The organism is Devosia riboflavina (assembly GCF_000743575.1).
GTDB lineage: Bacteria > Pseudomonadota > Alphaproteobacteria > Rhizobiales > Devosiaceae > Devosia > Devosia riboflavina.
In genome coordinates this window covers 37671-52309 of the sequence record NZ_JQGC01000010.1, presented here as the reverse complement: position 1 = coordinate 52309, position 14639 = coordinate 37671, and the positions used below count along the sequence as shown (strand labels likewise).

15 protein-coding genes are annotated in these 14639 nt (G+C 61.6%); 6 read left to right on the top strand and 9 right to left on the bottom strand.

Annotated features, from left to right (window positions below):
- Positions 1-30: 30 nt before the first annotated feature.
- The gene (locus JP75_RS12030; protein WP_035083186.1) at positions 31-897 is read right to left on the bottom strand and encodes an ATP-binding protein; all 867 of its coding nucleotides are present in this window, start codon (positions 895-897) and stop codon (positions 31-33) included.
- 193 nt (positions 898-1090) lie between these two features.
- Here JP75_RS12030 and yajC point away from each other — a divergent pair, with 193 nt between their 5' ends.
- The 4 genes from yajC (at position 1091) to JP75_RS12010 (ending at position 5351) form a co-directional block, all read left to right on the top strand.
- Complete coding sequence (gene yajC / locus JP75_RS12025) at positions 1091-1441, top strand: preprotein translocase subunit YajC (RefSeq protein WP_035083180.1); 351 nt, start codon at positions 1091-1093, stop codon at positions 1439-1441.
- Positions 1442-1559: 118 nt separating this feature from the next.
- Positions 1560-4115 (top strand): protein translocase subunit SecD, encoded by a 2556-nt coding sequence (gene secD, locus JP75_RS12020; protein WP_035083179.1) that lies wholly within the window; start codon positions 1560-1562, stop codon positions 4113-4115.
- Complete coding sequence (locus JP75_RS12015) at positions 4099-4506, top strand: Mth938-like domain-containing protein (protein WP_035083178.1); 408 nt, start codon at positions 4099-4101, stop codon at positions 4504-4506. The genes secD and JP75_RS12015 overlap by 17 nt, the downstream gene beginning before the upstream one ends.
- The gene (locus JP75_RS12010; protein WP_035083176.1) at positions 4506-5351 is read left to right on the top strand and encodes a phytoene/squalene synthase family protein; all 846 of its coding nucleotides are present in this window, start codon (positions 4506-4508) and stop codon (positions 5349-5351) included. The genes JP75_RS12015 and JP75_RS12010 overlap by 1 nt, the downstream gene beginning before the upstream one ends.
- Here JP75_RS12010 and JP75_RS12005 read toward each other — a convergent pair.
- From JP75_RS12005 to JP75_RS11990, 6 genes are all read right to left on the bottom strand, one after another.
- Positions 5348-5791 (bottom strand): YiiD C-terminal domain-containing protein, encoded by a 444-nt coding sequence (locus tag JP75_RS12005; protein ID WP_035083174.1) that lies wholly within the window; start codon positions 5789-5791, stop codon positions 5348-5350. The two genes, JP75_RS12010 and JP75_RS12005, sit on opposite strands and share 4 nt — an antisense overlap.
- Positions 5788-7170 (bottom strand): methylenetetrahydrofolate--tRNA-(uracil(54)-C(5))-methyltransferase (FADH(2)-oxidizing) TrmFO, encoded by a 1383-nt coding sequence (gene trmFO, locus JP75_RS12000; protein ID WP_035083172.1) that lies wholly within the window; start codon positions 7168-7170, stop codon positions 5788-5790. The genes JP75_RS12005 and trmFO overlap by 4 nt, the downstream gene beginning before the upstream one ends.
- A gap of 184 nt (positions 7171-7354) precedes the next feature.
- Complete coding sequence (locus JP75_RS25885; RefSeq protein ID WP_082560911.1) at positions 7355-7504, bottom strand: DUF1127 domain-containing protein; 150 nt, start codon at positions 7502-7504, stop codon at positions 7355-7357.
- Positions 7505-7702: 198 nt separating this feature from the next.
- A complete protein-coding gene (locus JP75_RS26565) occupies positions 7703-7855 on the bottom strand; it encodes a hypothetical protein (protein ID WP_160194681.1) in 153 nt (50 codons plus the stop codon).
- Between the two features lie 406 nt (positions 7856-8261).
- Complete coding sequence (uvrA, locus tag JP75_RS11995; protein ID WP_035083169.1) at positions 8262-11156, bottom strand: excinuclease ABC subunit UvrA; 2895 nt, start codon at positions 11154-11156, stop codon at positions 8262-8264.
- A 213-nt stretch (positions 11157-11369) separates the two neighbouring features.
- Positions 11370-12014 (bottom strand): LysE family translocator, encoded by a 645-nt coding sequence (locus JP75_RS11990; RefSeq protein WP_035083167.1) that lies wholly within the window; start codon positions 12012-12014, stop codon positions 11370-11372.
- A 323-nt stretch (positions 12015-12337) separates the two neighbouring features.
- On the opposite strand from JP75_RS11990, the gene ssb reads away from it, so the two are divergent.
- Positions 12338-12850: a single-stranded DNA-binding protein gene (gene ssb / locus JP75_RS11985; RefSeq protein ID WP_035083165.1), complete on the top strand. Its 513-nt coding sequence runs from the start codon at positions 12338-12340 to the stop codon at positions 12848-12850.
- Between the two features lie 42 nt (positions 12851-12892).
- Here the strand turns inward: ssb and JP75_RS11980 are convergent, their stop codons facing one another.
- A complete protein-coding gene (locus JP75_RS11980; RefSeq protein WP_051960645.1) occupies positions 12893-13312 on the bottom strand; it encodes a YbaN family protein in 420 nt (139 codons plus the stop codon).
- The gene (dtd, locus tag JP75_RS11975) at positions 13309-13749 is read right to left on the bottom strand and encodes a D-aminoacyl-tRNA deacylase (protein ID WP_035083162.1); all 441 of its coding nucleotides are present in this window, start codon (positions 13747-13749) and stop codon (positions 13309-13311) included. Before dtd ends, JP75_RS11980 begins: the two co-directional genes overlap by 4 nt.
- A gap of 110 nt (positions 13750-13859) precedes the next feature.
- Here dtd and JP75_RS11970 point away from each other — a divergent pair, with 110 nt between their 5' ends.
- Positions 13860-14630 carry a MerR family transcriptional regulator gene (locus tag JP75_RS11970; protein WP_035083160.1) on the top strand — a complete coding sequence of 257 codons (771 nt, stop codon included), beginning with the start codon at positions 13860-13862 and terminating at the stop codon, positions 14628-14630.
- The last annotated feature ends 9 nt before the right edge of the window (positions 14631-14639 follow it).

The following is a 14639-nucleotide window of genomic DNA, read 5'->3' as shown; positions in this document are numbered from 1 at the left end:
GGCCCTCTTCCTTTCTGCGCCTTGGCGTAGCTAAACGACCTTGCCCTGTTCGCCCGCCAGACTCCGGATGAGCTGGATAGCCACGCGGCCGGACCGGGAGCCACGAGTTGCGGCCCATTCGATAGCGCGAGCCCGCAGCGTTTCGTCGTCGAGTGCAAGGCCATAATAGTCGGCATAGCCGCGCACCATGGCGAGGTAGGTGTCCTGGTCGGAATTGTGGAAGCCGAGCCAAAGGCCGAAGCGATCAGACAGCGACACCTTTTCTTCCACGGCCTCGCTCGGATTGATCGCCGTCGAGCGCTCATTCTCGATCATGTCACGCGGCATCAGGTGGCGGCGGTTGGACGTAGCGTAGAAGAGCACATTGTCCGGCCGGCCTTCTAGGCCGCCATCCAAAATGGTCTTGAGTGACTTGTAGCTCGTTTCGCCGCTATCGAAGCTGAGATCGTCGCAGAAGACGATGAAGCGGGCCGAATTGCCCGAAATGGCGCGCATGAGTTGGGGCAGGGTGTCGAGGTCTTCGCGGGCGATTTCGATCAGCACCAGCCGCTGAAAACCTTCGCGCGCGCCGATATCGGCATGAATGGCTTTCACGAGCGAGCTCTTGCCCATGCCCCGCGCGCCCCAAAGAAGGGCATTGTTGGCGCCATGTCCGCGCGCAAACTGCTCGGTATTCTTCAAAAGAACGTCGCGGACATGTTCGATGCCACGCAACATTTCGAGCGGCACGCGACTGACCTTGGGAACCGGCAGGAGCGTCCCGGCTTCGCCTTGCCAATGATATGCGTCGGCTTCGCCCAGCACGAAAGCTGCGGTTTCGTCTGATGTTGTTTCCAGCGCTTCGGCAATAGCCTCGAGAGCCGTAGCAATACGGCCCAGATAGTCTTTGGTTTTCACCGGTTCAGTCCTTCAATTCGAGCGCGGCATTGTGTTCCCTGAATGGCTTTGCAATCACAGGGGGCCAAATGTATAGTCCGCGCGATTTTGGCCGGGGTGCAAGTGCACGGGACCCCATTCGCGTCCAGTCGGCAGCCGTGAGCTGCGTGGCGCTCTTCTCCCCAACACAAGAAGAATCATAGGAGTTCGCCTGATGTTTGTAACGCCCGCTTTTGCGCAGGATGCAGCCGCACCCGCCACGGGAGGTTTCGCCGATATTCTGATCCAGCTCATGCCGATCGTGCTGCTGGTGATCATTTTCTGGCTTTTGATCTTCCGTCCGCAGCAGAAGCGCCTCAAGGCACAGCAGGCTATGCTCTCGGCTATCCGCCGCGGCGACACCGTGGTGACCACCGGCGGCATCGTCGGCAAGGTTACCAAGGCCGTTGATGGCGAAGACCTGGAAGTCGAAATCTCCCAGGGCGTTAAGGTCAAGCTCGTGCGCGGCATGGTTGCCGATGTGCGTTCCAAGGCCGAGCCGGTCAACGACAACAAGCCGGCCTAAGCCGGATCAATCTAGCCGGAGCCCGCAAGGCTCCGGCTTTCTGACTCTTTGAAGCCGCATGTCTTCCCCCCGAAACCGGTACCCGCTTTCGGGGCGACATGCTCTAGGACGCCGTTTCATGCACCAGTCGCCGTTCCGCGTAGCAATCATCCTGTTTGTCGCGATCGCGGGTATTCTGTTTGCCGCCCCCAATTTCTTGCCCCAGCAAGTTCGGGATGCGCTCCCTGGATGGCTGCCTCAGCCTGGCCTGGTGCTTGGTCTCGATCTCCAGGGCGGTTCGCACCTGCTGCTCGAAGTCGATCGCGCAGGTATCGTTACCCAGCGCTTGAGCGACGTGCGCCGCGACGCCCGCAACGTGCTGGCCAATCAGAACGGCATTGGCAACATCATCACAACCGATGAAGCCAACAACGCCATCTATATCGAGCTGACCGATCCGACCCAGAAAGAGCAGGCGCTGACTGCCCTTCAGGGGATCCAGAACACCGTCAACAATTCGCTATTCTCCGGCGGCGTCGGCGTCCAAGAATTGGCATTCGCCGAGCGTCCGGACGGCCGAATTTCCGTTACCCTGACCCCCGAGGGCATTACCCAGCGCATGAGTTCGCTCGTGGCGCAGTCCATCGAAGTCATTCGCAGCCGTATCGACGAACTGGGCACGACCGAACCGACCATCCAGCGCCAGGGTGATACCCGCGTCATGGTGCAGGTGCCGGGCTTTGGCGACTCAACCCGCCTCAAGAACATCATCTCGCAGACCGCTCGCCTGACCTTCCACATGGTCTATCCGGGCCTCACGGCCGCGCAGGCCGAAGCCCAAGGCCTGCCAGCCGGCACGATGGTGGTGCCCAGCGAGGATGGCGGCAGCGAACTGCTTTATGAAGACGTCGCTCTCGGCGGCGAGTCTCTCGTCGATGCGCAGCCGTCCTATGACTCGCAGCGCGGCATTCCTGTTGTCAGCTTCAAGTTCGACACGCGCGGCGCCGTCACTTTCAGCGAAATCACCTCGGCCAATGTCGGCCAGCGCTTCGCGATCGTCCTCGACAACACCGTCATCACCGCTCCGGTCATCCAGCAGCCGATCACTGGCGGTTCTGGCCAGATCAGCGGCAACTTTACGACCGCTTCGGCCAATGACCTCGCCGTGCTGCTGCGCGCCGGTGCACTGCCGGCCAGCCTCAACGTCATCGAAGAACGTACCGTCGACGCGAGCCTTGGCGCCGACTCCATCCAGGCCGGCCTGACGGCAGGTATCGTCGCTTCGGTCCTGGTCGTGAGCTTCATGATCATCGCCTATGGCGTCTGGGGCCTCTTCGCCAACGTCTCTCTCGTCCTCAACGTTATCCTGATCTTCGCGGCGCTTTCGACGCTGGGCTCGACGCTGACGCTGCCCGGCATCGCCGGTATCGTGCTGACCATCGGTATGGCCGTCGACGCCAACGTGCTGATCTACGAACGCATGCGCGAGGAGCAGCGGGCAGGGCGCTCGCCATTGCAGGCCATCAATGCCGGTTTCGAGCGCGCCTGGGGCACCATCGTCGACTCGCACTTGACCCAGCTCGTGGCGGCCGTCGTGCTCTATTTCATGGGCTCCGGTCCGGTGCAGGGCTTTGCCGTCACTCTCGGCCTCGGCATCCTGACCTCGCTCTTCACGTCCTACACGGTCACCTCCTACCAGGTGAATCTGTGGTACAAGCGCGTGCGTCCGAAAGAGCTGAAGATCCAGCATTTCCGCTTCATTCCGGACGGCACCAAGATTCCGTTCATGAAGATCTCGCGCTACGTTATCGCGCTCTCGATCATCATGTCGGTGGTCTCCATCGGCGCGGCCTACTTCAAGGGCTTTAACCTCGGCATCGACTTCGTCGGCGGCACCGCCATCGAAGTTCAGCATGTGGGCGGCCCGGCCGATGTGGCGCGTGTCCGCGAACTGCTCGATGGGCTTGATGTCGGCGAAATCCAAATCCAGGGCTTTGGTACGCCGCAAGACGTCCTCGTCCGCGTGCAAGCGCAGGAAGGTGGCCAGTCGGCCGACCAGATCGCTGTGCAGAAGGTTCAGGAAGCGCTCGCAGGCGACAACTACGAAGTCCGACGCACTGAAGCGGTGAGCGGCACGGTTTCGGGCGAATTGGCATGGACCGGCACCATCGCCGTCATCATCGCGCTGGCCTGTATCCTGATCTACATCTGGTTCCGCTTCGAGTGGCAATTCGCCCTCGCGGCCGTCACGACGACGTCGCACGACATCATCATGACCATAGGTCTGTTCTCGATAACGGGACTGGAATTCAACCTCAGTTCCATCGCGGCGGTGCTGACGCTCGTCGGTCTATCGCTGAACGAAACCGTCGTGGTCTCTGACCGTATCCGCGAAAACCTGTTGAAATACAGGAAGATGCCGCTGCCTGAATTGATCGATCTCTCGATCAACCAGACCATCGTCCGTACGTCGCTCACCCAGTTCACCGTGCTTCTCGCGCTCGTGCCGCTGGTGCTGTTCGGCGGCGAGGCCCTCCGCAGCTTCACCATCGCCATGACCTTCGGCTCTCTCGTCGGCATGTATTCGTCGGTGATCGTCAACGGCCCGATCCTCATCAATTTTGGTCTCAAGCAGAAGACCGACGAAGAGCTCGAGGCCAAGAAGGAAAAGACGTCGGATGGCGCTTCCGTCTGACCCTCTTTCGACTGGCGCGGGCCGTTTCCCGCGCCAGGTCGGCATCGACGCCTATGGCAATGGCGGCTTCCGCTTCGCCGAACTGTCCCATCGTGGCTCCTTGCTCTGCCTGCCGACCGGCATGCAGGGTTGGGATATCGTTTCCCCGGCCGAGCTGACGCTGGACAGCTTGCAGCCTGTGCTGGAGCTTGCGGATCAGTTGGATGTGCTGCTGATCGGCCTCGGCATGGATATTGCCCGCATCGATCCTTCCATTCGCGATGCGTTTCGCGAGCGCAAAGTGATCATCGAGGCCGTCGGCACGGGCGGCGCGGTGCGCACCTATAATGTGCTGCTGGCCGAAGAACGGGCCGTTGCCGGAGCCTTCATCGCCGTCGAGAACGCGCGCTGATGCCGGCCGAGAGTTTTGCTCACGCAGCCCAGATCCTGCGGGAAAGCGATCGAGATCGCTATCTCTCTACGCTGGCCTTGCCGGCAGCCGCGCGCGATGGCGTGACGGCAATCCTCGCGTTCAATGCCGACATTGCCGGCATTCGCGAGCGGGTTTCCAGCCCGGCGCCGGGTGAAATCCGCCTCCAGTGGTGGAATGATGCGCTTAAGGGCGATGGCCACGGCGCGGTTCGGCAGAATCCGTTGGCGGATGCGCTGCTGACGACGCTTGATCGCTACGCCTTGCCGCCCGGTACGTTGCAACGCCTGATCGGCGCGCGGCGCTTCGATCTCTATGATGATCCGATGCCCGATCTCGAGACATTTGAAGGCTATGCCGGCGAGACGGCGTCTACACTGCTGCAGCTTTCGGCCATGATCCTCAACGAAGGCTTGCCGGTGGAGCCGGGCGATGCAGCGGGGCACCTGGGCGTGGCGCAGGCCATGGTCGGGCATCTGCGGGCATTTGGCTATGTGGCCTCGCAGGGTCGGATCATGCTGCCCTGGTCTATCTTTGAGGCAAACGGGGTGCGTGAGGCGGAAATCTTCGCCGGCACCGATAGCGAAGGATTGCACGAGGCCCTCGGGCAAATTGCCGAGTTGGCTGAGGAGCATTTTGGCAAAGCGAAGCAGGCGATTGCGGCGCTGCCGGGCAACCTGCGGCCGGCCTTTGCGATTCTGCCGGTGATCGAAGCGCAGTTACGTCTTTGGAAGCGTCGCGGCGGTTCGCCCTTTGCGGCGCCGGCTGATGAGGCCGACTGGCGGAAAATCGGCCGGATCGGCTGGTGGACGCTGCGGAACCGCTAAGTTTCGGAAATCGCGACGAATTCGCCGGTCAGGCGACCGGCGATCTTACCTTCGAACAGCAACTCGGCGACGACTGTCAGACGCGCGCGACCGCGCCGCTGGAAGGTTTGCAGGAAGCTCGGCCAATGGGCATCGTCGAGGTGCGCAGAAGCCTGGGCGACACCGGCGATCGGCAGCAGGTATTCCATGGCGGTCCGGTGGATCACCAATTGGCTGGCGATGCCTGCAGCCTCGAGTTTTAGGTGCATGACTGACCAGGCGGCGAGCAGAGCGAGCGTGGCTGCGCTGCCGCCGAACATGGTGCTGTGCATATTGATATTGGGCTCGAGCGGGGCTTCGAGCAGGACGTGGGCGGCGCTGGCTTCCAAGACCTCCACGGCCATGGCCCGGGAAAGCGGGATATGGTCGTGGAGATAGAAGCGTAGCGCCTCGGGGGTCACTGCCAGGCTTTCAGGTCTTCCAGCGCGCGGCTGGTGATGGCGCGGCGCTTGGCCATGGTCTTTTCCGGACCGCGCCAGCGCTTTACGCCCTCGGGCTTCTCAACTGATACTTCCGGGAACAGGCCGAAATTGACGTTCATCGGCTGGAAGCTGCGGGCGCCACTGTAGCTTTCGGCTTCGATGTGACCGCCGGTAACGTGACCGATCAAGGCGCCGAGCGCGGTCGTGATCGGGGGTAGCAGCATGGTCTCACTGCGGGCTTCAGCCGCGGTGAGGCGGCCGGTGATGAGACCGACGGCGGCGCTTTCGACATAGCCTTCAACGCCCGTGACCTGGCCGGCAAAGCGGATACGCGGATCGGCCTTGAGACGCATATCTCTATCCAAGACCTTGGGGGAATTGATGAAAGTGTTGCGGTGCAACCCGCCGAGACGCGCGAACTGGGCGTTGGCAAGGCCCGGGATCATGCGGAAAATCTCGGCCTGGATGCCGTAGCGCATCTTGGTCTGGAAGCCGACCATGTTCCAGAGCGAGCCCAAGGCATTGTCCTGGCGGAGCTGGACGATGGCATAGGGCTTTACAGTCGGGTTGCGCGGATTGGTGAGGCCGACGGGCTTCATCGGGCCGTGACGCAGGGTCTCATCGCCGCGCTCGGCCATGACTTCGATGGGCAGACAACCGTCGAAATAGGGAACTTTTTCCCAGTCCTTGAACTCGTGCAGCGGCGCCGTTTTCAGAGCCTCTACAAAGGCATAGTACTGGTCGCGGTCCATCGGCAGGTTGAGATAGTCCGCGCCCGTGCCGCCGGGGCCGGCCTTGTCGTAGCGCGACTGTTTCCAGGCGATGTCGTGGTCGATGCTGTCATAGTGGATGATCGGCGCGATGGCGTCGAAGAAGGCGAGGGAGTCTTCGCCGGTTTTGGCGAGGATCGCATCGGCCAGGGCGGGCGAGGTGAGGGGACCCGTGGCGATGATGACGTGACGCCAGTCTTCCGGCGGCCAACCGTCCAACTCTTCGCGGACGACCGTGATTCTTGGATGATTTTCAATGGCTTGCGTGACGGCTGCGGAAAATCCGTGGCGGTCGACGGCGAGCGCACCACCAGCAGGCAGCTTGTGTTCGTCGGCCGCGCGCATGATCAGCGAGCCGCAGCGGCGCATCTCTTCGTGGAGGAGGCCGACGGCGTTCTGCTCGTGGTCGTCGGATCGGAAACTGTTGGAGCAGACGAGCTCTGCGAAGTCGGTGGTGCTGTGCGCGTCGGTGGCTTTGACGCCGCGCATTTCGTGCACGATGACGGTGGCGCCGGCTTCGGCGGCCTGCCATGCGGCTTCGGAACCAGCGAGGCCCCCGCCGATGATGTGAATGGGTTCGTTTGACATGGCAGGCAGATACCAAGCGCCATGCCGCCACGCAACTGGAAGCCAATCACGGGCGAGAGAATAGCAGAGGGTTAGGGGGCGGGGATAAGTTTCACAGCGACAGGCAGCAGAAACGAAAACATCCGCATCTCAGAGAGAAGCGGATGTTCGGTCGTTTAGTTCAGAAGTATTCGCGCTGAAATTATTAGAGCGAATTGGCATGATCGCGAGCAATGCGATTGATTTCGGTACGGTTGATGCCGAGATCGTTCAGCTGGCGATTGTCGAGAGCAGCAAGTTCACGAACCGTCTGCTGGTAAGCGGCCCACTTCTTGAAGGTTTTGCGGATGTCCATTTGAGTTCTCCTGTCGTTTGCAAGGAGAGATATAGTCGAGACCAACCCCAGCGAGCAGATAGAGTTTAGTCAAAGAAGCTATGCAAAATGCGCAACCCGTCGGCAGTGCCTGTTAATGCTCGGTTAATGTGCAGGCCAAAACTATGGCCGCCGGACGGCAATCCAGCGGCCACTACTACTATTGCGGTCGGAAAGAGATCAGCGATCGAACAGCGATCGCGTCATCTTGGAGAAATCTGGGCCGGAAATGCCCAGTAAGTCGGCATCTCGCGTCGAGGGAACTTCCATCTCCCGCAACGTCTGCTTGATGTCGACCAGGCGCTTGATGCGCCATACGGCACGTACAAACATGGGTCTATTCCAGTATGGCTGGTGGCTGCAGCTTGAAGATCGGCTGATTTGCGGGGGTGCGCCATGGGGCAAATAGCAGGCGCGGCATGCGTGGCGCGCATGGTAGTTTCATCGATCTGACGCAAGACAGTGGCGTGACGGGCTAACGGCCTGCGGTAAACCGGCGTTTTCGGGTTAGAACACAGGTAGCATCGAGAGGCGCATTGGCGCGAATTGGTGACTCGATGTGATCAATTCGGGGTGTTTGTGGCGGGAAGATCACGCTATGGGCGCGTTAGCAGACTGTTGGCGTTGAGCATCGCACCGGCGCGAATAGGTGAATCTGCGGTCACGAAATCGAGGTTCCCGCTTTCGCGGGAATGACGCGGTGAAAAAAGGGCGGGAACTGGTCCCGCCGTTGGTTTGATTACTCCGCCGCCCTGGTCGCGAATTGGGGGCGGCGGTCCATGACTTCCTTGAGGAAGTGGCCGGTGTGGGAGCGCTTGTTGGACGCGACATCCTCGGGCGTGCCGATAGCGACCACTTCGCCGCCGCCGTCGCCGCCTTCGGGACCCATGTCGATGATCCAGTCGGCCGTCTTGATGACTTCCAGATTGTGCTCGATGACAACCACCGAGTTGCCACCGTCGACGAGCTCGTGGAGCACTTCGAGAAGTTTGGCCACGTCGTGGAAGTGAAGACCGGTGGTCGGCTCGTCGAGCATGTAGAGCGTGCGGCCGGTGGCGCGCTTGCTCAGCTCCTTGGAAAGCTTCACGCGCTGAGCTTCGCCGCCGGAGAGGGTCGTGGCCGGCTGGCCGACCTTGACGTAGCCGAGGCCGACGCGCTGAAGCGTAGCGAACTTGTCACGGATGACCGGGACGGCCGAGAAGAACTCGACGCCTTCGTCGATAGTCATGTCGAGGACGTCGGAGATCGACTTGCCCTTGAACTGGACTTCCAGGGTTTCGCGATTGTAGCGCTTACCCTTGCAGACGTCGCAGGTGACGTATACGTCGGGCAGGAAGTGCATTTCGATTTTCAGGACGCCATCGCCCTCGCACTTCTCGCAGCGGCCACCCTTAACGTTGAAGGAGAAGCGGCCAGGTCCGTAACCGCGCGCTTTCGCTTCCGGGAGGCCAGCGAACCATTCGCGCAGGGGCGTGAAGGCGCCGGTATAGGTGGCCGGATTGGAACGCGGGGTGCGGCCGATCGGCGACTGGTCGATGTCGATGACCTTGTCGAGGAATTCGAGGCCGGTGAGCGATTCATGCGGGGCAGGGACGACGCGGGCGCCGTTGAGGCGGCGAGCGATGGCCTGGTACATGGTGTCGATCATCAGGGTCGACTTGCCGCCGCCGGACACACCGGTGATGGCGACGAAGAGACCGAGGGGCACGTCGACAGAGACGTTCTTGAGATTGTTGCCGGTCGCGCCCTTGATGGAGAGGGCCTTGCCCTTCTTGCCTTCGCGGCGTTCGGCCGGAATCTGGATGCCCATGCGGCCGGAGAGATATTTGCCGGTGAGGGAATCGGGGTGGTTGAGAATGTCCTGCGGCGTGCCTTCGGCGACGATGTGGCCGCCATTGACGCCGGCGCCGGGGCCGATATCGAGGACATAGTCGGCGGTGAGGATCGCGTCTTCGTCGTGTTCGACGACGATGACCGTATTGCCGAGGTCGCGCAGGCGCTGCAGCGTTTCCAAGAGGCGGGCATTGTCGCGCTGGTGGAGACCGATGGAGGGCTCGTCGAGCACGTAGAGCACGCCCGTCAGGCCCGAGCCAATCTGGCTGGCCAAACGAATGCGTTGGCTTTCGCCGCCCGACAGGGTGCCGGAATTGCGCGACATGGAGAGATATTCGAGGCCGACATCGTTGAGGAAGTTCAGGCGCTCGCGGATTTCCTTGAGGATGCGCTCGCCGATCTGGCTCTGGGTGGCGTTGAGCTTGTCGGAGAGGTCGACAAACCACTTTGAAGCCACCTTGATCGACATGTCGCTGACCTGGCCGATATGGAGGCCATCGATCTTCACCGCCAGCGTTTCGGGCTTGAGGCGATAACCGCCGCAGGCGACGCAAGGCTTGGCCGACATGTACTTTTCGATCTCTTCGCGCATGCCGGCGCTTTCGGTTTCCTTATAGCGACGCTCAAGGTTGCCGATAACGCCTTCGAAGGGCTTGCTGGTCTTGTACTGGCGCAGGCCATCGTCATAGACGAAGTTGATCGCCGTCTTGTCGGTGCCATAGAGGACGGCGTGCTGGACGTCGAAGGGCAGCTCGTTCCAGGCGGTGCCGGTCGAGGCGCCGTAGTGCTTTACGACGGCCTGCAGGGTCTGCTGGTAATAGGGCGCGGAGGTCTTCGACCAAGGCAGGATGGCACCATCGCGCAGCGACAGGGTCGCATCGGGGACGATCTGGTCGGAGTCGATCTTCTGCTCGGTGCCCAGGCCATCGCAGACCGGGCAGGCGCCGAAGGGATTGTTGAACGAGAACAGGCGCGGCTCGATTTCGGCAATGGTGAAGCCGGAAACCGGGCAGGCGAATTTTTCGGAGAAGGTGATCTGGCGGGCAGAGCCGTCTTCGTTCTTCTCATCGGCATATTCGACGAGGGCAATGCCTTCGGCGAGCTTCAGCGCCGTCTCAAAGCTTTCGGCGAGGCGGCCGGAGATATCCGGCGAAACCACGACGCGGTCGACCACGACTTCGATATCGTGCTTGAATTTTTTGTCCAGCGCGGGGGCGTCTTCGATTTCGTGATAGGTGCCGTCGATCTTCACGCGCTGGAAGCCTTTGCGCATGAGATCGGCCAGTTCCTTCTTGAACTCGCCCTTGCGTCCGCGCGCGATGGGGGCCAGTAGATAGAGGCGGGTGCCTTCGGGCAGCTCAAGGGTGCGGTCGACCATCTGGCTGACGGTCTGGCTTTCGATGGGGAGGCCCGTGGCGGGCGAATAGGGAATGCCGACGCGGGCGAATAGAAGACGGAGATAGTCGTAGATCTCGGTGACCGTGCCAACGGTAGAGCGCGGGTTACGCGAGGTCGTCTTCTGCTCGATGGAAATGGCGGGCGAGAGGCCTTCGATGTGCTCCACATCGGGCTTCTGCATCATTTCGAGGAACTGGCGCGCATAGGCCGACAGCGATTCCACATAGCGGCGCTGGCCTTCGGCATAGATGGTGTCGAACGCCAAAGACGATTTGCCGGAGCCGGACAGACCGGTCATGACGATGAGGCTGTCGCGGGGCAGTTTTACGTCGATGCCCTTCAAATTGTGCTCGCGGGCACCGCGGACAATGATTTCGCGGTTCTGGCTGGGCGTAGGCTTCATAGTTCACGTCCGTGGCTTGTCGCGCCGATGAAAGGCACAGCAGCAATGGGGTCAAAAGGGGCCGGAGAGCCCATGAGATAAGCGCTGCTCAGGCCAACCGCAAGCGCCAGCCACGCATGGCTAGCCAGCGCAACTGTAACCTTACTGTGTCCGAGGTGGCTTGCAAAAACACCTTTAGCTCTCATGAACATTTGCAGAACATTTCAAAATCAGTCAAGTGGGTGATGACATGGTCAGGCCATGCCAGGCGGTGAAAATGGCGGCGGCGAGGAACAACGCGCCAGCGCCGCGGCTGATCCAGGTGGTGGCGGCGGGATTTTCCACCAGGGCATCGCGACCGCGGCCGGCAGCGACGGCGAGGCCGCCATAGACGACGCCCTGCATGAGCACGGTGATGATGCCGAGGGCGAGGGCCTGGGACCAGACGGGGCCGAAATCGGTGCGGACGAACTGGGGGAAGACGGCCAGCACGAAAAGATAGGCCTTTGGATTGAGAAGGCAGGTAATGGTGCCCTGGCGGAACGCGGCCCATTCGGTGCGGGTGGTGGCGCGGCCGATGCCGTCCACGGTGATGGTGCTGCGGAGGAGCGTGTAGCCGATCCAAGCCATATAGGTGGCGCCGGCGAGGATCATGGCCCGGAAGAGAATGGTGGGAAGTTGGGTGAGCACGCCGACAGCGATGGTGCCGAAGAGAGCGTGGACGGCGCCGCCGAGCATGACGCCGCCCAGCGCGGCAAAGCCGAGGCGCCGACCGCCTGTCAGGGCATTGGCGAGGATATAAAACATGTCCATGCCCGGCACGACGATGATGCCGAAGACAAGGATGGTGTAGATCCAGAGCGCCTGTGCGTAATCCATGGTGGTTCCCGAGTGTGAGAATGGCAATGGAGCAGGGCTGCTGACAGGGAGAGTCAGGAGCGTGGCGGGCTTTCCACAGTTCGTCCCAGGCGATGGGCTTGTTGACATCAAATCGAATAGAACATAAAGAGAACATAAAGGTACTGGTGTGCCGCCGAAAAGTGTGGGCATTCGGTAAATTTACCGCTGCCTGCCGGTGGAAGGGTTTATGGTGCGCCGACCGGGCAGGAGGCCGCGTACCGGGCGGCGTACTCTGGGCCTATTGTGAGAAAGCGTCCCGCGACCGGTTCAGACCGGGACTGAATTTTAAAAGGACAAGCGCCATGGCAGGCAGCGTGAACAAGGTCATTCTGGTTGGCAATCTGGGCAACGAGCCCGAAGTGCGCAACCTGCCCAGCGGCGGCAAGGTGGTGAACCTGTCGGTGGCGACGTCGGAACGTTGGCGCGACCGCAATACGGGCGAGCAGCGCGAAAAGACCGAATGGCACCGCGTGGTGATCTTCTCGGAAGGTCTGGCCAAGGTCGCCGAGCAATATCTGCGCAAGGGCAGCAAGGTCTATCTCGAAGGCCAGTTGCAGACCCGCAAGTGGCAGGACCAGTCCGGCCAGGACAAGTATTCGACCGAAATCGTGCTCCAGGGGTTTAATGCCTCGATGGTGCTGCTCGATGGTCGCGGCGAAGGCGCCGGCGAAAGTGGCGGCGGCGGTTTCCGTGGCAATGACGATGGCGGGTTCCGCGGCGTCAGCAATAATGCAGGTGGCGGCGGCGGGCGTCGTCCCTCGTCCAATGCGCCGGCGTTCGAATCCGGCGGTCTCGACGACGACATTCCGTTCTGAGATTTTTTGGTACCAAGGGTCGCTTCGGCGGCCCTTTTCTTTTCAGGCGGCGTCTTCGGCTTGGCGGGGTGCCGAGGGGCGGGAGAGGACATACCAGGCGCACCCGCCAATGATGCCGGCGACGAGGAGGAACAGCCACCAGGCGGGGTGGGCGGCAAAGAGGAAGATCAGAAAACCAACGGCCATGCCGGTGCAGGCCATGAGTTTGGCGCGCGGGGGGATGACGCCATGGTTGCGCCAATTGACGATGGTAGGGCCGAGCGTGGCGTGGCCGAGCAGCCAATTTTCGAGGCGCTGCGAGGATTTTGAAAAGCACCAGGCGGCGAGGATGAGGAAGATCGTCGTCGGCATGAGGGGCACGAACATGCCGATAATGCCGGTAATGAGCAGGATAATGCCGAGGGCGAGATAGAGGGCGCGCATCAACCGGTTGCGGGCGAGGGGCGATTGCGGCTCGTTCATTGGTCGGTGTCCAGCCAGATGGTGACCGGCCCGTCATTGACGAGCGCGACCTTCATGTCGGCACCGAAGACGCCGTTTGCAACGGGGACGCCTGATGCATTGAGCGCGGCGGAGAATTTTTCGTAGAGATCGCGGCCGCGCTCGGGCGGCGCGGCACGGGAAAAGCCGGGACGGTTGCCCTTGGTATCGGCGGCAAGGGTGAACTGGCTGACGACGAGGGCGGAGCCGCCGATATCGAGGACGGAGCGGTTCATCTTGCCGGCGTCGTCCTCAAAAATGCGCAGTTTTGCGATTTTCTGGGCCAGCCAATTGGCGAGATCGTCCGTGTCGTCCTGCATGGCACAGACGAGCACGAGAAGACCGGGGCCGATCTGGCCTGATATCTCGCTATCGACAGTGACGGAAGCGGACTGGACGCGTTGGACGAGGGCTCGCATGGCTCTCCTTTAGCGTTCAATGACTGAGCTTTACAGTCATAAAATGACGGCGGTTGACCCTCACGCGGCGTCAGGGTGCAGAAGCTTGGCTCGCGGAGAATGTGGGACCGATGAAGACCTATACCGTTCAGCGATTGGCGGCGCTCGCCGGCGTCTCGGTGCGCACGCTGCACCACTATGACGAGATCGGTCTTCTGAAGCCCGCGTTCACCGGCGAAAACCGCTATCGCTACTATGGGGAAGAGGAATTGCTGCGGTTGCAGCAGATCCTCATCCATCGGGCGCTCGATATTCCGTTGGCTGAGATCGCAGCCATTCTCGACGCGCCCGGCTTCGATCGGCTGGCTGTGCTGCGCGAGCAGCGCGACCGGCTTGAGAGCGAGGCGCAGCGGTTCGCCGGCATGGTGAGGACGATCGACCGCACGATCGTCCGTCTCGAAGGAGAGACTGCAATGCAGGACAATGAACTTTATTTCGGGCTGATCGCGCCGGAAAGGCAGGCGGAATACGAGACCTGGCTGGTGGAGCGCTTTGGCGGCGATATGGAGGCGCGGATTGTCCGGGGCCGAAAGGCAATGGGCGATATGAGCGAGGCGGAGCGTGCGGAAATGATGGCGGAGTTGCAGCGCGTGGAGGAGGCGCTGGCCGAGGGATTTCGGCGCGGACTGCCGCCGCAGGCGACGGCGCTCGATCCGGCCATCGAGGCGCATCGGGAATGGGTAGCGAGCGCATGGGGGCGGGAGTGTACGCCGGAGGCTTATGTAGGATTGGCCGACGTCTATGAGCATCCGGATTTTCGGAAGCGGTATGAGACGATTGAACCGGGGTTTGCGGAGTTTCTGGTGACGGCAATGCGGGCTTGGGCGCGGCGGCAATTGTGATCTTCGCAA